The following is a 22,365-nucleotide window of genomic DNA, read 5'->3' as shown; positions in this document are numbered from 1 at the left end:
GGGTTTTTTTAGCGCCCAGGTACAAGATAATGCGTTTTTGAGGGGGTTGCAACGTACTGCCTGTGGATAAACCTGTGCGTAAATTGTGTGTGAAAGATGGAACGGGCGTGTAGGCCGCGAGCTAGCTGGAGCGGACTGTTTTTCACTGATTTTCAGCGATTGAAAACAGCCGTTCGGATTTTTAAGGGCGCGAACCCTATCACAAAAAACCCTGTCGTCCGAACGCATTTACCCGCTTGTGTTCTCGACGGGCGGCGTTTATACAATCGGCCCAGCGTGTATACATATTTGTCCCCCCGAATCATTACAAAAAGACGGGCGGAACCTTCCTTATTAGTGTTTTTGGCAAGCAGAGGTCACCCGTGGAGCAAGAAGCCTGGCAGGTATTGATTGTGGAGGACGACCAGCGACTGGCCGAACTGACCCGCGATTACCTGGAAGCCAATGGCCTGCGTGTATCGATCGAAGGTAATGGCGCGCTTGCTGCGAATCGCATCATCAAGGAACAACCGGACCTGGTGATCCTCGACCTGATGCTCCCCGGTGAAGATGGCCTGAGCATTTGCCGCAAGGTCCGCGCCCGCTATGACGGCCCGATCCTGATGCTCACTGCCCGCACCGATGACACTGACCAGATTCTCGGCCTGGACCTGGGGGCTGACGACTACGTTTGCAAACCGGTACGTCCGCGCCTGTTGCTGGCGCGCATCCAGGCGTTGCTGCGACGCAGTGAAACGCCCGAAGTCGCCCCGGAAAAACAGCGGCGTCTACAGTTCGGCCCGTTGATCGTCGACAACGCCTTGCGCGAAGCCTGGTTGCAGGGCAACGGCATCGAGCTGACCAGCGCCGAATTCGACTTGCTCTGGCTATTGGTGGCCAATGCCGGGCGCATCCTCTCTCGGGAAGAAATCTTCACCGCGCTGCGGGGCATCGGCTATGACGGTCAGGACCGTTCCATCGATGTGCGCATCTCGCGCATCCGCCCGAAAATCGGCGATGACCCGGAGCATCCACGGCTGATCAAGACCGTGCGCAGCAAAGGCTATCTGTTCGTTCCCGAGGCTTGCGTAGACCCGTCCCTGTGAACTCGATCTTCCTGCGTATCTATGGCGGCATGTGCGCCGCGCTGATTCTGGTGGCGGTGCTCGGTGTGCTGGCGTTGCACCTGCTCAATGAGGTGCGCAGCGAGCAATACCGCGAACGCCTGGCCCATGGCACGTTCTCACTGATGGCCGACAACCTGCAACCGATGAACCAGACCGAGCGCCACCGGGCCTTGCTGGTGTGGGAGCGGCTGCTGGGGATTCCGCTGGCGCTGAAAACCTTTGCCGAGACCGACCTCGACCTGACCCAGCGCACCCGTGTGTTGCGCGGCCAGGCATTGGTGGAACAGACCGGGCCGCACGCGGCGAAGGTCTACAAGCTGGTCAGCGACAAGGAACAGTTGATGCTCACCGGGGAAGTGCAGCAGATCAGCGAACAACTGGCCCGGGCGACCATCTACCTGTTGACCGATGAGCTGGTGCGTACCCCGGTTGCCGACCAGCCCTTACGCCTGGCGCAACTGAAGGAAAGCAAGGGTTTCGGCTTCGACCTGCGGCTGGTCACGGTCGACCAGGCGGACATGGACGAAGACCAGAGCCGCCGGGTGTCCGAGGGCGACACGGTGATGGCGCTGGGCAAGGGGGGCGATTCGATCCGGGTGTTTGCCGGCATGGTGGGCACGCCGTGGGTCCTGGAAATCGGTCCGTTGTATCAGATGAATCCTTATCCGCCGGAGTGGCTGGTGCTGATCGCCGCCCTGGGCCTGTCGCTGATCGGATTGATCGTCTATCTGCTGGTGCGCCAGCTCGAGCGACGCTTGCGTGGCCTCGAAGCCGCCGCCACGCGCATCGCCAAGGGCAGCCTGGAAACCCGCGTACCCGCTCGCGGTGCGGACTCGGTGGGACGACTGGCCTCGGCGTTCAACGGCATGGCCGAACACTTGCAGCAGTTGCTGGCGATCCAGCGCGAACTGGTGCGCGCGGTATCCCATGAATTGCGCACGCCGGTGGCGCGCCTGCGTTTTGGCCTGGAGATGATCGGTTCGGCCACCACGCCGCAAGCCCTGGAAAAATACTGCCAGGGCATGGACCACGACATCGAGGACCTCGACCGGCTGGTGGACGAGATGCTGACCTACGCGCGGTTGGAGCAGGGCTCGCCGGCGCTGAATTTTCAGCGGATCGATCTGGATGCCTTGGTCGATCAGGTGATCGAAGAGCTGGCGCCGTTGCGTGCCGACGTCACGGTGCAGCGCGGGTTGTGCCTGTCGGCCGCCGATAACGACGACGCCTGGGTCGAGGCTGAACCGCGCTACCTGCATCGGGCGATCCAGAACCTGGTGACTAATGCCATGCGCCATGCGCAATCACGGGTGACCATCAGCTATCAGGTGGGGCAGCAGCGTTGCCGGGTGGATATCGAGGATGACGGGCCGGGCGTGCCGGAGTCGGCGTGGGAGAAGATCTTTACGCCGTTCCTGCGCCTCGACGACAGCCGCACCCGTGCATCTGGAGGTCATGGGTTAGGCCTGTCCATTGTGCGACGCATCATCCATTGGCATGACGGGCGCGCGTTGATCGGCAAGAGCAAGAGCCTGGGCGGAGCGTGCTTCAGCCTGAGCTGGCCGAGAAATCAGGAAAAGCGCTGAAATGTTGCGTTGTCTGATAGGGCCCCATCGCGAGCAGGCTCGCTCCTACAGGGATCTATGTCACGCCACAAATCCCTGTAGGAGCGAGCCTGCTCGCGATGGCGGCCTGACAGGCGCCAATTAACCTCAGGCCTTGATACTGACCAGACTCAACAACTGCCCGTCCTTGACCCCGAACTGCGCATCCAGCTCGGTGCCATTGCGCCATTCGCTGGACAAGTCAGTGAGCAGTCGCAACCGCACTTCGCCCGATTCACGCCACTCCAGCACTTCGGCCTGTTCGAAATAAAAGCGTTGCCGAACGATCGGATAGAGCGCCTTGAACAGACTTTCCTTGACCGAGAAAGTCAGGGTGACCAGCAACGCCCGTTGATCGTGATCAGCCGCCGCCATGCGCTGGAGCTCCGGCGGATTGAGGATTTCCCCGGCCAGGCGTTCGGCCCGTTCGGCATTGAGCAGGTTTTCCAGGTCCATGCCCAGGCCGCGCCAATGGCTTTTGTTCGCCACGATCGCCGCGGCCCGGCCAGTGCTGTGGGTAATCGAGCCAGTGATATGAGCAGGCCAGACCGGTGCCCGGTCTTCACCGATGGCGGGAATGAAACTCAAGCCTTCGAGTCGCTGCAACGCGGCCCGGGCGCACACTCGCCCGGCGAGAAACTCCGCCTGCCGTTTGGCCACCGAGCGCTGGATGCTCGCCGGTGCTTCGACAGCACTGCGCTGAAAGTCATCGCTGGCCAGTTGGGTGCTATCGAAGTGAGTACTCAACAGGACCGTATCGGGCAGCACAAACGGCAGTGGCCAATGGTCATCGAGGGGGGTGCAACAGACGGGCAGGGCGGGGGTTGGATTCATATCAGGCATTTTGCCGGGTTGGCTTGAGGCTGGGTAGTGCAAAGCTTCTGACGCATTGGTAGTCGGCGCTGGCCTTGTCCATTGCATGGTCGGATCTGCTGTTGAAACGTTTCGAAATACTCGGGGCGGGTCGGTTCAGCCCAGGTTCAGAGTGTGTTCAGGGGGAGTTCAGGGCGCGGTGCGTAACCTTGCCCCGTACCCAAAAAACAAACGGCACATGAGGAAACTCCCCAATGACTGGATTCAAAAAACTGCTTCTGGCATTCACGGTTCTGGGCGCAAGCACCGCAGCTTTCGCGTCCGACGACAACTTCGCCAGCCTGACTCTTGGACAGACCAGCGACAAGGTCAAAAAATCCCACGCCCTGAACGACAACCTCAATCACCCGAACGCCGATGGCGTGATCGGCAAGGACACCACCTGGGGTGTTCGTCTCGGCCAGCAAAACACCAAGGGCCGCTACTACGCCACTTACGACAATGTGTCGGGCTCCCACAACGGCATTAAACTTCGTCAGGAAAACCTCCTGGGCAGCTACGATCTGTTCTACCCGGTGGGCGGCAGCACCAGGCTGTTCGGTGGCGCCACGGCCGGCCTGACCAAAATGACTCAGGAGTCGCCAGGCTTCAGCCGCGACAGCGATATCGGCTACGCCATCGGTGGCCAGGTGGGTGTGCTGCAACAGGTTTCGCAGAACACTTCGGTTGAACTGGGTTACCGTTACCTGCGCAGCAACGCCAGCACCGAGATGAGTGAGCGCGGCGGCAGCAAGCAGGGTTCGCTGGACCTGACCAGCAGCGCCCAGACTTACCTGTCCGCCAACTACGCTTTCTGACAAGGGCATGCGCCAACGCGAAGCCTGTAGGAGCGAGCTTGCTCGCGAAAGTGGTGTGTCAGGCAACATCAATGTTGACTGTGACGCCGTCTTCGCGAGCAAGCTCGCTCCTACAGTGACCGTTGCCATGTTAGCTATCGAGGTGCGACGTTGTGCCTATGGAGATGTTGATTTGCCCGGGAGAGCAATATGAAATTGCTGGTCATCGAAGATGAAGCGCTGCTGCGTCATCACCTGCAAACCCGCCTGACGGAGAGCGGCCACGTGGTCGAGTCCGTGGCCAACGCCGAAGAGGCGCTGTACCAGGCCGCACAGTTCAACTTTGACCTGGCGGTGATCGACCTCGGTCTGCCGGGCATGAGCGGGCTCGACCTGATTCGCCAGTTGCGCTCAAGTGGCAAAACCTTCCCGATTCTGATCCTCACCGCGCGCGGCAACTGGCAGGACAAGGTCGAAGGCCTGGCCGCCGGCGCCGATGATTACCTGGTCAAGCCGTTTCAGTTCGAAGAATTGGAGGCGCGCCTGAATGCCTTGCTGCGGCGCTCCAGCGGTTTCACCCAGTCGACCATCGTCGCTGGTCCGTTACTGCTGGATCTGAACCGCAAGCAGGCGTCCCTTGACGAACAGCCGTTGGCACTGACCGCGTATGAGTACCGCATTCTCGAATACCTGATGCGCCATCATCAGCAAGTGGTGCCCAAGGATCGCTTGATGGAACAACTCTACCCGGATGACGACGAGCGTGATCCGAATGTAATCGAGGTGTTGGTCGGCCGTCTGCGCCGCAAACTGGAGGGGCCGGGCGGGTTCAAGCCGATCGACACCGTGCGTGGCCTGGGCTACCTGTTCAACGAGCGTTGCACTTGATCCGTTCGCTGCGCATACGCTTGATGCTTGCCGCCACGCTGTTGGCGGTGTTGTTCATGCTGGCGTTGCTGCCGGCGATGCAGGGTGCCTTCAGCCTGGCGCTGCAGGATTCCATCGAGCAGCGCCTGGCATCCGACGTGACCACGCTGATCTCGGCCGCCCGGGTGGAGAACAACAGCCTGCAGATGCCGGCGCAATTGCCTGACGAGCGCTTCAACCTCACCGACAGCCGATTGCTCGGCTACATCTATGACCGTGAAGGGCATCTGGTCTGGCGCTCGAAGGCGACCCAGGAAGAACGCATCAACTACAGGCCGCGCTACGACGGACGTGGCAGCGAGTTTGCACGGATCCGCGAAGCCAGCGGTCAGGAATTCTTCGTCTACGACGTCGAGGTCAAGTTGCTCGGCGGCAAAAGTGCAGCCTTCAGCATCGTGGCATTGCAGCCGGTTCGCGAGTACGAACTGACCCTCGAAGGCCTGCGGGAAAATCTCTATCTGGGTTTTGGCGCGGCACTGCTGGTGCTGCTGGCGTTGCTGTGGATCGGCCTGACCTGGGGCTTGCAGGCATTGCGGCGCTTGAGCCAGGAACTGGACCAGATCGAAGGTGGCACCCGCGAAAGCCTCAGTGAGGAACATCCCCGGGAATTGCTGCGCCTGACCGGTTCCCTCAACCGTTTACTGCACAGCGAGCGTGAGCAGCGCAGTCGCTACCGTGATTCCCTCGACGACCTGGCCCATAGCCTGAAAACGCCGCTGGCGGTGTTGCAAGGCGTCAGTGAGGACATGGCCCAGCGGCCCGAGGATCGCGATCAGGCCTGGGTGCTGCAAACCCAGATCGAACGCATGAGCCAGCAGATCAGCTACCAGTTGCAGCGCGCCAGCCTGCGCAAAAGCGGTCTGGTACGTCATCAGGTGCACTTGCGACCGGTACTGAAGAGCCTGTGCGACACGCTGGACAAGGTCTATCGCGACAAGCGCGTGCACGTCGCGTTCGACCTGCCCGACCCGTGCTACGTACCGATCGAGCAGGGCGCTTTGCTGGAGATGATGGGCAACTTGCTGGAAAACGCCTATCGCCTTTGCCTGGGCGAAATACGCATCAGCGTTCGTGAAACCCTCAGCGGCACCGAGTTGTGTGTCGAGGATGACGGCCCTGGCGTACCACAGGATCAGCGCGCAAGGATTCTCGAGCGCGGAGAGCGCCTGGACCGTCAGCACCCGGGGCAGGGCATCGGCCTGGCGGTGGTCAAGGACATCATCGAAAGTTACAGCGCCAAGCTGACCCTGGGGGATTCACCGATGGGCGGGGCGGCGTTCCGGATTCATTTTCCGGTGGTTTAGTACACTGTCAAATGTGGGAGCGAGCCTGCTCGCGATGAAGTCAGTGAGTTCACCAGGTAGCTGAGCCTTGAACCTCAGTTTTCCTGAGCTCGATAGGCCCCCGGCGTCAGCCCCGTCCACTTCTTGAACGCCCGGTGAAACGCCGAAGGCTCGGAAAACCCCAATTGCTCGGCGATCTGTTGCAACGACAGGTCGGCGCGGCTCAGGTGATAAATCGCGATGTCCCGGCGCAATTGGTCCTTCAACTCCTGAAAGCTCGAACCCTCTTCCCGCAAATGCCGGCGCAAGGTCTGCGGGCTGATGTGCAGGTGCGCGGCCACGGCTTCCAGGTCGGGCCAGTGTGAACTGTCGCGACTGAGCAAGCGCCGCAGGCGGCTGCTCAAACTGTCGCCATCGTCCGGGCGCGAGAGCAGGTCGGCGGGGGAGCGCTCGAGGAAATGCTTGAGGGTGCGTTCGTCCTGTAACAGCGGCATGGCCAGGTAACGGCTGTGAAACAACAGGCTGCTCTGGGGCATGGAAAACTCAAGCGGGCAGGAAAACAGCAGGTCGTACTCGGCGCCGTGTTCCGGCCGGGGGTAGCTGAACGTGGCCTGCTCCAGGCGAATGCGCTGGCCGATCAGCCAGCTGCCGAAACGGTGCCAGATCACCAGCAGGCTTTCGCTGAGGAAATGATCCGGGTCCCAGAGTTGCGAGTCGTCCAGGCTCAGGCGCACCCATTCATCTTCGCGGCTCAGGGTCAAACGCGGAGCCCCGGGGAATAGGCTATAAAACAATAAGCCGCGATGGAGTGCCTTATCCAGGTTGCGGCAGTGAATCACGGCATGGCACATCATCGCGAAGCTGCCCGGCCTGCTTGGGGCTTGCCCGAACCCCAGGTACTCGTCGTCCAGTGCCAGCCATAAGGCCTGAATCAGTTGGGCGAATTGCTCCGGAGCGATGCGTGCCCGGGGCTCGTCCAGCAACTCGGGGCTGATGCCCAGTTGCTGTAGCAGGCCCGAATAGTCGTAGCCGTGCCGACGCGCACCACCCAGGGCGGCGCGGGCGAAATGACTGGCAATGGTGCGTTCGCGCATGGCAGCAGATCTGACCGTTGATCGACGGATGGTAGCTGCGCGCCGCGGCCATGAACAGGGCGGATATCCGCCAAATAGCAGGACGACTTTTAATGGAAGGGCGGAAATCCGCCACATGCTTGTATCCATCCGATAACAGGGAATTCGCTGCGCCCCCTGAGATCAAAAGGCTTGCAGGGATTTTGCGGAAGGTGGCACGGGCCTTGCGATACAACATGCAGATGCCTGCCGTTGCGCAGCTCGAAAAAACAAATCCCTCCAGTGCAGGAGGGTTCGCAATTGCGGTGTTGCGGGCAACAGATGGATGTTGTCACCGGGCACCCTTGAGGAACTTTGCAATGACGACTCGTCAGCCACTGTACAAATCCCTGTATTTCCAGGTGATCGTTGCAATTGTCATCGGTATTTTGCTCGGTCACTTCTATCCGCAGCTCGGTGTGGCGGTAAAGCCGCTGGGTGACGGGTTCATCAAGCTGATCAAAATGATCATCGCCCCGATCATCTTCTGCACCGTCGTCAGCGGTATCGCCGGCATGCAGGACATGAAAGCGGTCGGCAAGACCGGCGGCTACGCGCTGCTGTACTTCGAGATCGTTTCGACCATCGCATTGCTGGTCGGTCTGGTCGTGGTCAACATCGTGCAGCCGGGCAATGGCATGCACATCGACGTTACCACCCTCGATGCCTCCAAAATTGCCACGTATGTTGCAGCTGGTGCGGACCAAAGCGTCGTCGGCTTCCTGCTGAACGTGATCCCGGCCACCATCGTCGGCGCCTTCGCCACCGGTGACATCCTGCAAGTGCTGATGTTCTCGGTGATCTTCGGTTTCGCCCTGCATCGCCTGGGTGCCTACGGCAAGCCGCTGCTGGACTTCATCGATCGCTTTGCCCACGTGATGTTCAACATCATCAACATGATCATGAAGCTCGCGCCAATCGGTGCCTTCGGTGCCATGGCCTTCACCATCGGTGCCTACGGTGTCGGCTCGCTGGTGCAACTGGGTCAACTGATGGCCTGCTTCTACATCACTTGCCTGCTGTTCATCCTGATCGTGTTGGGCTCCATCGCTCGCATTCATGGTTTCAGCGTGCTGAAAATGATCCGCTACATCCGTGAGGAACTGCTGATCGTGCTGGGTACTTCTTCTTCGGAATCGGTACTGCCACGCATGCTGATCAAGATGGAGCGTCTGGGCGCGCAGAAATCTGTCGTGGGTCTGGTGATCCCGACCGGCTACTCGTTCAACCTCGACGGTACTGCCATCTACCTGACCATGGCCGCGGTGTTTATTGCACAGGCTACCGATACGCACATGGACATCACGCACCAGATCACCCTGCTGGTGGTGTTGCTGCTGTCCTCCAAAGGCGCTGCGGGCGTGACCGGTAGCGGTTTCATCGTACTGGCTGCCACCCTGTCCGCCGTCGGCCACCTGCCGGTTGCCGGCCTGGCGCTGATCCTCGGTATCGACCGCTTCATGTCCGAAGCCCGTGCCCTGACCAACCTGGTCGGCAACGCCGTGGCCACCATCGTTGTGGCCAAGTGGGTCAAGGAACTGGACACCGACGTGCTGCAAGCCGAGCTGGCTTCGGGCGGCCGCGGCATTGCCGACGAGCCTAAAGACGATGTTTTGGGCCACGTCGAAGAGGTAGCCCCAGCTAACGCCAAGTAAGCCTTGTTGTAATGAGAAAACCCGCTTCGGCGGGTTTTTTCATGCCCGACGATTGAGCGCAACGGTCACTGCACGTGGCGTATAAGGTGATTGCTGCAAAGCGATCGGCTGCCTAGGCTGTGGGCATCATTAAGGGAGAACGCCCATGCTCGGTCCACTGGCATCACTCAAGGTTCTGGATTTCTCGACACTGCTGCCGGGGCCGTTCGCCTCGTTGCTGCTGGCGGACATGGGCGCCGAAGTGCTGCGCATCGAATCACCGACCCGCATGGATCTGCTGCGGGTGTTGCCGCCCCACGATCAAGGCGTGTCAGCCAGTCATGCCTACCTCAACCGCAACAAGCGCAGCCTCGCCCTGGACCTCAAACAGCCTGAGGCGCTGGAGGTGATCAGGTCGTTGCTGCAGGACTACGACATTGTGCTCGAGCAATTCCGCCCGGGTGTCATGGAGCGTTTGGGGTTGGGGTACGAAGCCCTGAAGGCAATCAATCCGAAATTGATTTATGTGTCGATCACCGGCTACGGCCAGACCGGCCCCTACAAGGACCGCGCCGGCCATGACATCAACTACCTGGCCCTGTCCGGTCTGGCGAGTTACACCGGCCGTGCCGACAGTGGGCCTTTGCCGTTGGGCATGCAGGTGGCGGATGTCGCCGGTGGCTCGTTGCATGGGGTGATTGGCTTGCTGGCGGCGGTCGTTGCCCGGCAGCAAACCGGTCAGGGCCAGCACCTGGATGTCAGCATGACCGACTGCGCGTTCAGCCTCAATGCGATGGCGGGTGCCGGGTATCTGGCCTGCGGCGTCGAGCCGGGTCCGGAAAACCAGGTGCTCAACGGCGGCAGTTTCTACGACTACTACCGTTCCCGGGATGGCCGCTGGCTATCGGTGGGCAGCCTGGAACCGGTATTCATGAAACAGCTGTGCACGGCGTTGGGGTTGGAAGCGTTGGCCGGTCTCGGCCTGTCAGCGCAACCGGCGCAGCAGAAACAGCTTAAAGACGCGCTGAAGGCCGAATTCGAAAAGCATGACTTTGCCGAGTTGCGCACACTGTTTGCCGAACTGGATGCCTGTGTCGAGCCGGTGTTGAGCCTGGGAGAAGCGCTGCATCATCCACAGTTGCAGGCGCGGGAGTTGGTGGCCGAAGTGCCCCGGGGCGATGGCTCGTCCCAGGCGCAGATGGCTTGTCCGCTGAAGTTTTCACAAGGGTTGCCTGAGCCCCGGCATATTGGCGCGGCGCTGGGGCAGCATACGGATCAGGTGTTGGGGGAACTGGGGTTCAGTGTTGAGCGGATAGATGAACTGCGGCGTTCCCAGGTGGTTCTTTAGTGCCTGATAAATCGCTTTCGCCAGCAGGCTGGCTCCCACAATGGATCTATGGTGGACCGATGATCCCCTGTGGGAGCCAGCCCGCTGGCGAAGAGGCCAGTGCAGCCACTACAAAACTCAACTACTCGACCCGCATCTCCCCACTGAACACCAGGGTATTGCGACACCGCCGGCACAAATACCGCCGTCCTTGCCGAACCAGGCTGTGGCGCTGGGCCGAGAACGGGAAGTCGCTGTCGGCGCACGGGCACTTGTAGATGTAGCGGGTCACGCTGCGGCGTTTGACGTCATAGGTGTGGCAGCGGTTGGGCGGCAGTTCGTACACACCGCGCATGATCAATTGCCACTCTTCGCCATGGGGCTGGATGCGGTCGCCGAACAACTGGTGGGCGATCAGGTGTGCGACTTCATGGGCCACGGTCTGTTTGAGGAAATCTTCGGCGTTTTCCCGGTACAGCTGTGGGTTGAAGCGCAGCAGGTTCTCGTGCAAATGCGCGACACCGGCTTTTTGCCCGCGCAGCTTGAGGCTCACCACGGGGCGCTTGAAAGGTCGTTTGAAAAAGGATTCGGCTTGTTGGAAACAGTCTTCGACGCGGGTATTGAGTTGCTCGGGCATGCTTGATGGATCTCCAGAGCGGTCGAGTATGCCGCAACCCTCGGACCTTGCGAATCGCCAGGTTGACGAATGGTCGTGTGCCGCCTCGTTGCTGAAGAATGAAAAGGCCGCCTTGCGGCGGCCTTTGTCGGCAGTTCCGATTTTCAGTGATGAGCGGCTAACTGGTGTAGACCGGCCCCACGCCGAGTCCCCAGACAATGACTGTGAACGCCATGATGGCGACCAGCACCACCAGGCCTACGGCGAGCACCGAACTTGAAAACAGGAAGCCCTCGTCAGATGGAATGTTCATGAATGTCGGCAAGCCCACGTACAGCAAGTACACCGTGTAGCAGATGGCGGCGGTGCCGACGATCATCCCCAGCCACAAATGCGGGTACAAGGCGGCGAGGCCACCGATGAACAGCGGTGTAGCGGTGTAGGTTGCAAACGCAATGCAGCGGGCGAGGCTTGGGTTGGCGTCATAGGTGCGGGCCATCCAGTGGATGAATGCGCCCATTACCGCGACACCGCCGAGCATCGCCAGGTACGACATGATCGTCATCCATATCGCGCTTTCTACGGTCAGCATTACGGGAGGTCGATTGCCGATGACCCAGCCGACCTGTGTGGTGCCAATAAAGGCAGACACGGCGGGGATCGCCGCCAGGATCAGTGTATGGGTCAGGTACATGTGGCTGATGCTTTCCTCCTGGTCGCCACGGATTTCTTTCCATTCTTGGTCAGGGTGGGTGAAGAGCCCCACTACGTGATGGATCATGCCAGTCACTCCTCTTGTTTTTACCATCGCCCCCCAGCGGAGCGCCTACGGGCCAATGTGGCCAAGCAAGTCATAGGTCTGAATTTGTATGTGACCTTATGTCGCAGTATAGGGAGGAGTTTCCCCAGAGGGAGTAGGGGCTTTAGAGCAAATCGCGCTGTAAACCCGGTTGTTAATCGCCGCCGGGTCTGTGGCGAACGGCCCTTTTGGCCAGGCACTTCGCCCCTGAGGTGTTTTTGCGTAAAATGCCGGCCTTTCGTCACACCTCACGGACTTCGCGTCATGGGCACTCTCACGGTCAACCAGAACAAACTGCAAAAGCGCCTTCGCCGACTGGCCGGTGAGGCGGTTGCCGACTTCAACATGATTGAAGACGGCGACAAGGTCATGGTCTGCCTGTCCGGTGGCAAGATATAAGCGACAAATATTTTGTAAAGCAAAGAAAGCTGGAAGCCGTCTCTTTAAGCCCCGCTGTGTAACACTCATATATCCTTTTCGTTTGACAAAGCTCGTTTCCAGACTAGTCTTTTCTGAACTAGTTATTGGACTAACTATTTTGTCAATCATGAAGCTCAGGCGATACCAATTCAACTCGTTGCCATTCGTGACCCTAGTGGATGACGCGGATTGCCCTATCGATCCATATGTTTCGTGTTATCTCAATGGTCCGTTGTCTTCTAAGTCGGCTAATACGAGATTTAGATACGCAAATGAACTGTTGTTCGTGCTGCAGTACTTTTCAGAAAAGAATATCGACTTGCCAGCACGGGTTGCATCGGGAAAGTTTATTTCGCTGAAAGAGTATATGCAGTTTTATGATAGTTGTTGTTTGCACAAAGGCGCATTTGATGCAGCTTCAAATGTGAAGCACTTTAGAGTAAATGATAAGCACCTGAGAAATATCATAGTCGCCAATCAGAAAGGTATGGCAAAGGTATCTAGCGAGACTTTGCAAGGTCGCGTCAGGCGTCTTAGGTGTTTTCTTGACTGGCTATTTGAACAGTTTCACGAAGTGCATGAGGTTGACGAAGTAATAAGCGAACAATTTGCTAAGCTGATTACTAAAATTAAACTGGATGAAGAAGGGCTTCGAAGAAATGGAAGCCAACAAGTAAGTGGTGCTGAGGAGTCGGTCCTTCCGGATGAGATTTTCCTGAAGTTGCTCGAATTGATAATGCCTTCTTCTCCTAATAATCCATTCAAAGCATCAAGGGTCAGAAATTATCTGATCGTCAATTTGCTAGTACAAAGCGGCATCAGAAGAGGCGCGTTGGGAAAGTTAAAAATTTCAGATTTCAATTTCTATGGTACTTACGATCAGATATCTATCTATAGGTCTGGAAACGATTCAACAGATCCACGCGCTGAAAAACCCAATCAAAAAACAAAAGCGCACTTGGCTACGGTTGAAAAAAATGTAATGCATGAAGTTGAGTTTTATATTAATCACATTCGTACAATATTTCCTCGCGCTAAATATCATGACTTTTTGCTTATCAGCGAAAATGATTCAAAAGGTACCGCGGGTCAACCGCTTTCTCTGAAATCAATCAATTCAATCTTTCAGAAAATTTCTACAGCATTGGGGGTTCGTGTGCATCCTCATATGTTGCGTCACAAGTGGAATGAAATATTCGATGAAAAGGGAGAGCGGCGTGGCATCAATCCAGTTCTTCTTGAGGATATTAGAAAATATGCTATGGGTTGGTCGCAAAATACAACCATGAATAATGTTTATAATGACAAGCGACTTGCATTGAAAGCGAGGGAGTTATCACTAGCACACCAGCATAAAGTAGATCAAAAAAAATGATTCGATACAAAAAACAGGAAGGAGCAAAAGCTAGCAAACAAAAAGCTTGTTTGGTTACGGCTAAATCTGGCCTGGTGGTAAATACAGCAGATGACGTATGGGTAATACTCCCAAATAATGGAAAAGGACATAACCTTTACGTAGGATGGGTGCACTCATCGGGTATGCCAGATGATGAAAAAAATTTGATTTTGGATGTTTTTGTATATTACGTCCGAACCAAGGCTGCCAGCACAGCGTCCGGCATAAATACTAATGTGAAGCCATTTATGTCAGGTGGAATTCCTTCGTTAGACAGAATAAAGGCACTTTGGAGTGGGCTTAAAACAAACCAAAAGAAAGGGCTTAATCAATTTTTTGGAACACTCTCCAAACAAGGCTATAAGAGGTTTAAGGGATTTCATTCGTTTACTTCCACGCACTTGGATAAACTGCGTGTAAATGCACTCGATTCTTCCAGTGGGGCGTTAAGTGATAGTGAGTTTGATTCGTTGGCTAAGGAAATTAATCTTGGCCTTCAAGAGTTTAAATGGGGCGATGATCGAGAACTTCTCTTTTATCAGTCATCAAGGCTCTATGGTCGCCTTAGAAATTTAGTGACTAACAAATTATTGCTTTCGATTGTACGGAGGCCGATTCAAATTGCTCTTTTGAAATGGTCCGACTTGATTCCCTTAGGTGCAAGTTTTAATGATGCAGGGATTCGTGCTGCGGATGAAATTGGTGCTATGGGCGGACAAGCATTGCAGTTAAGAGTATTCATTGCAAAGTCTACAGGAATGAGCTTCTCGAGGGAGTGTCCCGAGCGCTATCCTATCTATGTTTCTGATGATCTTTCAAAAATGCTTATAGAATATAAGAGAGTAATGTTGGAAGGGCTCGTGATGTTAATGCAGTCATTGGAAGTCAAAGTCGACAAGTCCGAGCTATTGAATTTAATGACTGATATGCCTATGTTTCCTCATACTAGCCTTTTTGAAATACGTTTTAAGTCTATCGATTTTTTGAAAAGTCTTTTCACATCACGTTCTACGGCCTACCACGTTTCGGAGGGGGCTGTGACGAACGCAATGAGATGGGTATCGGTAACCTCTGATCGAACTGCAGATTGCATGGTCACTTCCAATAGGATTCGTCATACCGTATTAACTCGTGGCGCTCAAGATGGTTTGTCCGCTGCTCAGTTGGCAAAAATAACCGGTGTTACTGTGCCAGCTGCAAGGCACTATATAGACTTGGACTACAAATCCAGGCGGGAAATTGACTCCAAATATATCGGCAATGAGTTTCTGAAGAAGGCATTCAGCAGTAATGTAACGGTAGGTTCGGCAGATGACGAAACTATATTTGACAATCAATTCAATCCTATTGGCAACCCTAGAAACAAGCGTTCATGTACTACTTGCTCAACAATAATGGGGAGACCATTGGGGTGCTATGGGTGCCCAAATTTTCGCCCAATACTTGAGGCTGATCACAGGTCGGTGTTAGAGCTCGCGGAGAATAAGCTTGCGGTAAATCTCAGTTCCTTAATCAATCCTCTTCACGCCCGAAGCATTGAAAAATTGGAGCGACAAATTGCTTGGGTTAAACTGACAATAGCCGTTTGCGATGAAAACCTTCCAAGGCAGAGCGCAATTGAAGATTAACAAGTACTTTGATCGATTAGAGTCGTTAATCGATTCATATCGTGACACCGAACTAAAACAATTTGAAGGGCCTGGTGGTAATGCAATATTTGATGATCTGATTTGGTACCACATTGACCCTAATACCGGACGCCGAACTAGGTATCTTTGCGGAGTACATGGGCGTAAGGGAAAGGGTAACGCCGGTAACCTACCCACAGATGCGCTTCCTTACCCCTATAGTCATCTGATAAAAGTGTGGATAATCGAAGTGGCAAATACGCATTTATCTGCCAGCGAAAAAAAAGCTCAAACGTCCGCAGCTAGAAAGCTATTGTCATTTATGGAGGGGGATCTCTATACCCAATCAGAGTCTACAATTCGAGAACTTAATTTAGGAATAAGAGCTGCCGACCGTCTACGCCCGTTTTTTGATTTTTGCACTAAGAAGGGAGTAATGCGAAAAATTGACTTAAAGGGAAGTGATAATAGAGATAGAACTGGGCATGCTTCTTTAGATCACGTGTTGGAGAAATTACCGGATATCACCACAGTTCTCGCTCTGGGCAATATATTCTCATGTGTGTTTGAACATGTGGGTGAATGTGGATCGCTTCTCCCTGGTGAGAGCATTAAAATGCATGATGCCTTGGTTGTTACGTTTACCACCTTATCTCTGGCGTCACCTAATCGCACTTCTGCGGAAATACCACTCCTTCCTAAACAAAAGCTTAACTGCCACTCCGAAGGAGATGGGGTACCAGTCTACTATCTCGATTGGATTGGAAGCAAAGGATATAGGAACAATAAAAATCATGTGCTTTCGGCGCTAGCTGAACCAATCACGAAAGCTACGAATTACTTTTTTAAGGCATGTGAACCGGCAAGAGTGTTATGTAGGTATTACGAAAAGCCTAACCAAAGCTTGAGCCGACTGCTCGGAGAGTTCGAAGTTGCGCCAGAACTAAAGCACAATTTGTCTTTGACCCAGCAACCCAATCTTTTCACGTTGGGTTATGCGTTAGGGTTTTATGGAATTAATCAATGCGTTCCGGTGCTGAAAGAAGGTGTTGATCTGACTTCCATTAACCGGACTAAAAGAAGTCAGTGCTTTGAAATGAAACAAATTTGGTCTTTGCGACCTAATGATCGGTTATCTGTATCATATACTGATTCTGCCTCTTTGTCCGCGCTACCGCTATTATTCGGATACTCTAATATGCCTAGGGTATTTATCGATAAAATCACTGTCACAGTAGGAGAGGTTCAAAATTGGTGGGTTTCTTTTTACAAGGAAAATATTCTTCCAGAGTTTCCACTTTCATTTTCTAGCGGCGAGTCAAGTATCAATATAAAAAATGCAATGTTTTGCTGCTTGGGAAGCTGGCTTTATGGGAAATCATCGAAAGGAGGCACCGGTGGAAAAATATTTCAAAAGTCGAAGTATTCAGTAGTACCTCTCGCATCTCTAGGGAGCTCGGTGTCATCTCGAATTGGCCTTAATCGAAACATAAGGTCAATTTTTCAAAGTTACGGGTTTTCCTCAGATTTAACGCTGTCCCCGCATAGTTTGCGACACTTATCCAATACCCTTGCGGATTTAAGTCGTATCCCGGTAGAAATAATAACTGCTTGGTCTGGTAGAAAAAATTCTGAGCAAACTCATACTTATATCCATACGGGCGACGACGAGAAGGCAGGCCGGGTGAGTGCGATAATGAATCCGCCCGATATCGACAATCGTTATATTAGGGTGGTCTCTCAAGAGCAGCTTACTAAAGCTACAAACCTACCGGCGTCGCTTACTTCCACGGGGCTTTGTACTCAAAATCTAAATGTGACTCCATGCAATTATTTGAATGATTTCGTCTCCCAGTGCTTTCTATGTCCAGAGACTTGTCACATTGCCGGCGATGTAAATGCTATAGAGTTGTTTGAGAAAGATCTATCGTTTCAAGTTGTGAGGCTAGAGTCCGTGGCAGAGGATCTTCGTCTATCCTCATCTCAAGCAATGAGAAAATGGTATGTTATACATTCTCGAAATGTTCATGTCCTTTCAATGTTGATTGATTTGATGAGAAGTTGTTCCGCAGGTACGACAATTTGTTACTCGAACAAAGACTCTGAATTCAAATTGATCGATTTAGATACGATGGCCATAAAAAGGGTTGCGTGTGCCCTCCCAAATTTTGAGGCACGCCTGAAAAGTTTGATTGAAGATGAAGGTATGAACGCTACGGCAGATACCAATCCTCAGCTACGCTCTCTTTTTTCGTCTTTCGGACTGTCCGATAAGGAGGTATGACGTGGTGGAACCAAAAATATCTGCCCTGGCGCAACGTAAGATAGAGATTATGCTGATCAAGTGGAAAGGTAAGCTTACTTGGGATGCGCTAGTGACAAAGGTTGAGCTTGAACTCGCAATAAAAACTACAAGACAAACTCTATGCACTTATGTGGGTATAAGTACATCGTACAAAAACAAAAAAGCGCAACTTCGAGGTGTATCACCTTCGCTCTATACAAAAATTACGGCTTCTGATGTGAAGTTGGATAAACAGATAGAGCACTTAAAGGCTGAGGTTGAGGTGCTGAAAAAAAATAATGCGGAGCAATTACGAATGATTGAAAGAATGCTTTTGAACGCGAATGATATTCCAAATCTAGATCTCTATGCTTTAGTTAAGAAGAGGCCTGAGGAAATACAAGTGTTTAAGAAGTCCTAGACAACCAGGGTGATTCAGTTTTATGCAGCGGTTAAGTGTTGTGTTGTCTAATATGATCTTTTAAATATTTTCTAAGGTAATAGGTCTGCTGGGCCACATTCCAGGCTTTCGGCAATTTGGTATAACTTTTCGACCGTAATATTGACTTCGCCCCGCTCAATTCGGCCCATGTAGCTTCGGTCAACTTGGCAAATCAGAGCGAAGACGTCTTGCGATAGACCTTTTGCTTTTCTCGCTTGCCTGATCTTTTTCCCCAATTCTTTCGCCAGATTCCCCATAGCCGCCTCGACACACATGAGGAAAGACTATCGAGCGTTTGCGGACGAATCGGCCACGGACTATAATCCGTATTTTTGTTAAAGATCATTGAGGCGCCTGCATGAAACAAGATTTATTCGAATTCGACAGGCAGCTCCATTCTCTGCTTTGCGAGCATTTTTCTGAGGAATTCACGACCCGCCAGTTGAGAGACGCGTATGCAGCTCTCCTTCCTCCCTCAAGCTTTCGGCTCGCGGATGTGCGCGTCTATGTTTATGAACAAATCCGTAGGCTAGTTCGCGTTGGCTGGGCGGAGACGGCAGAGCAGCGCCAGAAGCGGGGGCAAGTGTTTCGTTTGTTGGATATGCCGCAACGGCTGCAGCTCGTACTGGTAGATGGGAACTTCTCCAAGAGCGTCGATTCGCTGGATGTTCTCGCAGATGAGGGAAGAGAAAGACCATGCCCTTCGTCTAACCCAAGGGAAGAGCAAGACGACCAAGCCCGCCTTCAAGTGATGCTGAAGGAGACCCGGCTTGATCTGCTCTCATCCTTGGGCGAGACCGAGCGCTACAAGCAGTTGTTTGAGGAGATCCCACATCTGAAGGGGCGTCTTGAAGGGGTATATCTAGAAGTCCGTGACAGGAGTTCAAAGCTACTTGGTCACGTTCGTGCAATCGAGAATACGCTTAAGGCGATTTCTGCCACATGAACTCCACTCTCAGGGTATGGCAGCACGACTGCATTACGTTGGCTATGCAGCACTTCACCCAGCAACCTCATTTTTTTTGCCAAGCAACTCCCGGTGCTGGCAAGACGAAAATGGCAGCGGAGTTGGCCAGGCAATTGCTTCAGCAAGATAAGATAGATCTGATTCTCTGCTTTGCTCCGTCACGGCAAACAATGGATGGATTTCAGAGAACATTCTCCGCCGCTCTAGGGAAGCGCCTGGATGGATTGATAGGTGCCGTCGGAGCTGTTTGCACGTATCAAGGGATGGAATATCGAGACGCAGCGTTCTGGAAGCTGTTCGACGACTATAGGGTGTTCGCAGTTTTCGATGAAATCCATCACTGCGCCGGCCATGACTTGCTGTTAAGCAATGCATGGGGTCAGCAGATTGTGCAAAGGATTCAAGATCGCGCCACCTTCACTCTTGCGCTCTCGGGGACACCCTGGAGGTCTGACCAGAAGGCAATAGCGCTTGCTCGATATTCTCAACCAGACGGGGTGCTGATCTGTGATTACCGATATGGCCTGCAGGAGGCAATCGCTGACGGCGTATGTCGGTCACCGCGTATCGTCGTATTGGATAACAACATGGTGAGATTAACTGAAACGCTATCCACAGAAGGCACCGTCACGACGTATCCGAGTATTGCCAGGCTACTTTCTGAGTCACCCGTGTCTTATGAAGATCTGCTTTTTCATGACGATATCCTGCGGCAGATTCTGTTTTTAGGGTGCACAAAGCTTCGCGAAATCCGTGAACGACATCCGGAAGCCGGGGGGCTGGTGGTTGCGACAAACATTGAGCACGCTCACCGCATAGCTGACCTTATGCGTGCTCAGGGGGAGGTTTGTCAGGTCGTGACCAATAAGACGCCAAACGCGCAGCAGGTCATCAATGATTTTCGACATGGTGGCTGCACTTGGATTATTGCGGTTGGCATGATCAGCGAGGGGACGGACATACCGAGGCTGCAGGTTTGCTGTCATCTAAGTCGTATACGTACCGAACTGCACTATCGCCAGGTCTTGGGCAGAATTCTCAGGCGCTCAAGTGATGCGGATGGAAAAGCTTGGCTATATGTTCTCGCGGAACCAGCGCTCCAGCAGTACTCGGAGCGTTTGGCCGATGATTTGCCCGATGATCATGCCGTATTGAGTGTCGTACGAGCTTCGCAGTTTGAGTGCGACGACCAGATTAACGACCATCCAGAAGATCCTAGCGGCATTGAGATCTCCATTTTAGGAGGTTCAATGGGCGGAGCCTTTTCCCGAATGGGGAGCGATCACGCAATTTCGATTCTCGGCTCATCTGAGCCTGCATTGTATGAACTCAACTTTTCACAGCACTACCGAACTCAGCTTCTGAGCGTGTATTGAGAGCATGAACTCATTAGCATGACTGTGGTTGGAAAGGTTCAGCTTCGGCTTCACAGTTCACCGACCCAGCGGACACAAAATGCCGGTTCCCCAAAGTTAATTTTGGTAGTGGCAGCACTGCGTTGGTGCCAATGCGAGAAACCTCTTTGTGCGAAAACAGAAAAACAGACGTAAGAAAGTGCAATTCATCAAAGCGTTGATGGCCATCAAAATCAATCAAGAAGCACGTCAATTGCTTGAAAGGCGTTCAGCCCGCGCGAGTCGATTTCTGAATGGGATATCGATCGTCGGAGATAACTCAGAGTCCGATGGCTGCGAAGCACAGGGAAAATACATGCGTGAGTGTTCAACCGTGGATGGGAGTATGGGGGCTAGCTATCGTCGATAGTTATCATTCATTTTAAAGGAGGCAGCCCGTAAGGCGCCGTGATGTTTAGCGCCCACCTGACGATGTGAAGCTGGTCATGTATCAACCCTAGCCTCTGGAAACCTCTATCAATGGACCTACAGACCCACGAAAACCACTACGTACCAATCTGGTACCAGAAGCGTTTCCTTCCTGCGGCTGGTGCCCAGTTTTTCTATCTTGACCTGTCACCCACCATCTATCGGAAGGAAAATCGTGTCCCCAAGAGCAGCTTCAAAAAAACTGATCTCTACACTACCTAGCCTGGCTGACAGCCCAATGATGAAATAGAGCGCTTGATTTTTGGAGAAATCGACAATTTTGGGGCTGTTGCGATTCGTCAACCGGCCGGTGGTCAGCCAGAGGAAGTTCATGAAGCGTTTACGCCTTTTTTCAAGTACCTCGGGGCACAGAAGTTACGCACACCAAAGGGTCTAGATTGGATCAACGCGCACTACTCGTAGCTTGATCAGTCCGGGCTAATGAGAGAAATGCAGCACCTATTGACACTGAACTTGACCATCTGGAGTGAAGGGGGTCGTGAGATCGTCTCCGCGAAAAAGTCGGACGTTAAATTCATCATTACTGACAATCCTGTCACCCTCTACAATGCGGCCTGCCCTCCAGAGGTGCCGACGTGTCGCTACCCAAATGAACCGTCCGTGCAATGGAACGGGACGCAAACGATTTTCCCTCTAGATGCCGAGCATTGCCTAATCCTTAGCCACCTCGATTACGCGAAGCAGACAGAGGGTGTCGACCTGTTAGCCGAGAGACAGAATGCCCGCAACTTCGGAAAAAGCTTGGCTCGAACGGATGCATGGATCCGTTCCAGGGCACTGTCCCGAGACCAAGTGCTGGCAATCAATTACCTTCTAAAATCTCGCGCCTGCAAACATGTGGCGGCGCCTGTAGAGGATTGGCTCTACCCGGAACGAGAATACGCGGTGATTGGGGCCAGATTGGGGAAGTGCTTCTCCCGCCAGCTGACGAGCTTTGGCATTTCGGCGGGGAAATGTTCGTTGGTTACGAGGATGGCTCGACCCTCTACCAGGACCCGTACGGGCGTACTTCAGGCAGTAATGAGTATCTGAAGAAATCGCCGCCCTCGGATTTCATTGATGGTGAAGCCGAATGCGGTTGCGGTAGCGGGTATTCGTTTACAGCGTGTTGTAAGGATATTACTGAAGCGCATCGGCCTGCCTGGTCTGTTGCAAGCATTCGAGAGCGGAACCTAATGTTCGTCGGTAAGGTGAAAAACGTCCTTGGATTGGACAGCGGCAAAAGCTGGGGCGACGTGCGAGCAGAACTCAACGATGAGCACGTCACGCAAATTTATCGGTAACCGGATGAAGCTCATGATCATGGTGTTACTGAAGATCGAACTCA

20 protein-coding genes and 1 pseudogene are annotated in these 22,365 nt (G+C 53.8%); 15 read left to right on the top strand and 6 right to left on the bottom strand.

Annotation, left to right across the window (positions count from 1 at the left end; translation table 11 throughout):
• The first annotated feature begins 362 nt into the window (after window positions 1–362).
• Together ACM6J5_RS18190 and ACM6J5_RS18185 are read left to right on the top strand one after the other, a co-directional pair.
• Window positions 363–1,085, top strand: coding sequence for a response regulator (locus tag ACM6J5_RS18190; protein WP_008051517.1), 723 nt, complete (start codon window positions 363–365; stop codon window positions 1,083–1,085).
• On the top strand, window positions 1,082–2,692 hold the full coding sequence (locus ACM6J5_RS18185; protein ID WP_095942689.1) for an ATP-binding protein: 1,611 nt from the start codon (window positions 1,082–1,084) through the stop codon (window positions 2,690–2,692). Before ACM6J5_RS18190 ends, ACM6J5_RS18185 begins: the two co-directional genes overlap by 4 nt.
• Before the next feature lie 126 nt (window positions 2,693–2,818).
• On the opposite strand, the gene ACM6J5_RS18180 is transcribed toward ACM6J5_RS18185, so the two are convergent.
• Complete coding sequence (locus ACM6J5_RS18180) at window positions 2,819–3,544, bottom strand: 4'-phosphopantetheinyl transferase family protein (RefSeq protein ID WP_224790002.1); 726 nt, start codon at window positions 3,542–3,544, stop codon at window positions 2,819–2,821.
• A gap of 233 nt (window positions 3,545–3,777) precedes the next feature.
• Here ACM6J5_RS18180 and ACM6J5_RS18175 point away from each other — a divergent pair, with 233 nt between their 5' ends.
• The 3 genes from ACM6J5_RS18175 to ACM6J5_RS18165 all read left to right on the top strand — a co-directional run bounded on the left by ACM6J5_RS18175 (window position 3,778) and on the right by ACM6J5_RS18165 (window position 6,590).
• Entirely contained in the window at window positions 3,778–4,380 is a 603-nt protein-coding gene (locus tag ACM6J5_RS18175) for a hypothetical protein (protein WP_095942687.1), read from the top strand.
• A 189-nt stretch (window positions 4,381–4,569) separates the two neighbouring features.
• Entirely contained in the window at window positions 4,570–5,247 is a 678-nt protein-coding gene (locus ACM6J5_RS18170; protein ID WP_095942686.1) for a response regulator transcription factor, read from the top strand.
• Entirely contained in the window at window positions 5,244–6,590 is a 1,347-nt protein-coding gene (locus ACM6J5_RS18165) for an ATP-binding protein (RefSeq protein WP_095942685.1), read from the top strand. Before ACM6J5_RS18170 ends, ACM6J5_RS18165 begins: the two co-directional genes overlap by 4 nt.
• 74 nt (window positions 6,591–6,664) lie before the next feature.
• Here ACM6J5_RS18165 and ACM6J5_RS18160 read toward each other — a convergent pair whose 3' ends face one another.
• Window positions 6,665–7,663: an AraC family transcriptional regulator gene (locus tag ACM6J5_RS18160; protein WP_095942684.1), complete on the bottom strand. Its 999-nt coding sequence runs from the start codon at window positions 7,661–7,663 to the stop codon at window positions 6,665–6,667.
• Between the two features lie 338 nt (window positions 7,664–8,001).
• Between ACM6J5_RS18160 and ACM6J5_RS18155 the strand changes: the two genes are divergently transcribed.
• Together ACM6J5_RS18155 and ACM6J5_RS18150 are read left to right on the top strand one after the other, a co-directional pair.
• Window positions 8,002–9,336: a dicarboxylate/amino acid:cation symporter gene (locus tag ACM6J5_RS18155; RefSeq protein WP_414929081.1), complete on the top strand. Its 1,335-nt coding sequence runs from the start codon at window positions 8,002–8,004 to the stop codon at window positions 9,334–9,336.
• 145 nt (window positions 9,337–9,481) lie between these two features.
• Window positions 9,482–10,663: a CaiB/BaiF CoA transferase family protein gene (locus tag ACM6J5_RS18150; protein WP_095942682.1), complete on the top strand. Its 1,182-nt coding sequence runs from the start codon at window positions 9,482–9,484 to the stop codon at window positions 10,661–10,663.
• 121 nt (window positions 10,664–10,784) lie between these two features.
• Here the strand turns inward: ACM6J5_RS18150 and ACM6J5_RS18145 are convergent, their stop codons facing one another.
• Together ACM6J5_RS18145 and ACM6J5_RS18140 are read right to left on the bottom strand one after the other, a co-directional pair.
• Entirely contained in the window at window positions 10,785–11,279 is a 495-nt protein-coding gene (locus ACM6J5_RS18145) for a SprT family zinc-dependent metalloprotease (protein ID WP_095942681.1), read from the bottom strand.
• 157 nt (window positions 11,280–11,436) lie between these two features.
• A complete protein-coding gene (locus ACM6J5_RS18140) occupies window positions 11,437–12,039 on the bottom strand; it encodes a Yip1 family protein (RefSeq protein ID WP_008051494.1) in 603 nt (200 codons plus the stop codon).
• Between the two features lie 282 nt (window positions 12,040–12,321).
• On the opposite strand from ACM6J5_RS18140, the pseudogene ACM6J5_RS18135 reads away from it, so the two are divergent.
• From ACM6J5_RS18135 to ACM6J5_RS18115, 5 genes and pseudogenes are all read left to right on the top strand, one after another.
• Window positions 12,322–12,450 (top strand): annotated as a pseudogene (locus tag ACM6J5_RS18135) (tRNA 2-thiocytidine(32) synthetase TtcA); the annotation flags it as partial.
• A gap of 313 nt (window positions 12,451–12,763) precedes the next feature.
• The gene (locus ACM6J5_RS18130; protein ID WP_238704353.1) at window positions 12,764–13,852 is read left to right on the top strand and encodes a site-specific integrase; all 1,089 of its coding nucleotides are present in this window, start codon (window positions 12,764–12,766) and stop codon (window positions 13,850–13,852) included.
• Entirely contained in the window at window positions 13,849–15,501 is a 1,653-nt protein-coding gene (locus ACM6J5_RS18125) for a hypothetical protein (protein ID WP_414929080.1), read from the top strand. The genes ACM6J5_RS18130 and ACM6J5_RS18125 overlap by 4 nt, the downstream gene beginning before the upstream one ends.
• A complete protein-coding gene (locus ACM6J5_RS18120; RefSeq protein ID WP_414929079.1) occupies window positions 15,464–17,785 on the top strand; it encodes a hypothetical protein in 2,322 nt (773 codons plus the stop codon). The genes ACM6J5_RS18125 and ACM6J5_RS18120 overlap by 38 nt, the downstream gene beginning before the upstream one ends.
• Window position 17,786: 1 nt before the next feature.
• The gene (locus tag ACM6J5_RS18115; protein ID WP_414929078.1) at window positions 17,787–18,206 is read left to right on the top strand and encodes a hypothetical protein; all 420 of its coding nucleotides are present in this window, start codon (window positions 17,787–17,789) and stop codon (window positions 18,204–18,206) included.
• A 71-nt stretch (window positions 18,207–18,277) separates the two neighbouring features.
• Here the strand turns inward: ACM6J5_RS18115 and ACM6J5_RS18110 are convergent, their stop codons facing one another.
• A complete protein-coding gene (locus ACM6J5_RS18110) occupies window positions 18,278–18,484 on the bottom strand; it encodes a helix-turn-helix domain-containing protein (protein ID WP_127929401.1) in 207 nt (68 codons plus the stop codon).
• Between the two features lie 101 nt (window positions 18,485–18,585).
• On the opposite strand from ACM6J5_RS18110, the gene ACM6J5_RS18105 reads away from it, so the two are divergent.
• Together ACM6J5_RS18105 and ACM6J5_RS18100 are read left to right on the top strand one after the other, a co-directional pair.
• Window positions 18,586–19,173, top strand: coding sequence for a hypothetical protein (locus ACM6J5_RS18105; protein WP_414929077.1), 588 nt, complete (start codon window positions 18,586–18,588; stop codon window positions 19,171–19,173).
• Window positions 19,170–20,570: a DEAD/DEAH box helicase gene (locus ACM6J5_RS18100; protein ID WP_414929076.1), complete on the top strand. Its 1,401-nt coding sequence runs from the start codon at window positions 19,170–19,172 to the stop codon at window positions 20,568–20,570. The genes ACM6J5_RS18105 and ACM6J5_RS18100 overlap by 4 nt, the downstream gene beginning before the upstream one ends.
• A gap of 594 nt (window positions 20,571–21,164) precedes the next feature.
• On the opposite strand, the gene ACM6J5_RS18095 is transcribed toward ACM6J5_RS18100, so the two are convergent.
• Window positions 21,165–21,350, bottom strand: a complete 186-nt coding sequence (locus ACM6J5_RS18095; protein ID WP_127929398.1) for a hypothetical protein — start codon at window positions 21,348–21,350, stop codon at window positions 21,165–21,167.
• Window positions 21,351–21,796: 446 nt separating this feature from the next.
• Here ACM6J5_RS18095 and ACM6J5_RS18090 point away from each other — a divergent pair, with 446 nt between their 5' ends.
• Entirely contained in the window at window positions 21,797–22,321 is a 525-nt protein-coding gene (locus tag ACM6J5_RS18090) for a hypothetical protein (RefSeq protein WP_414929075.1), read from the top strand.
• Window positions 22,322–22,365 lie beyond the last annotated feature (44 nt).

The organism is Pseudomonas sp. IT-P74 (genome assembly GCF_949768175.1).
Taxonomy (GTDB): Bacteria; Pseudomonadota; Gammaproteobacteria; order Pseudomonadales; family Pseudomonadaceae; genus Aquipseudomonas.
Note: the sequence above shows the minus strand (reverse complement) of the source record. Positions and strands in the feature narration are given on the sequence as shown.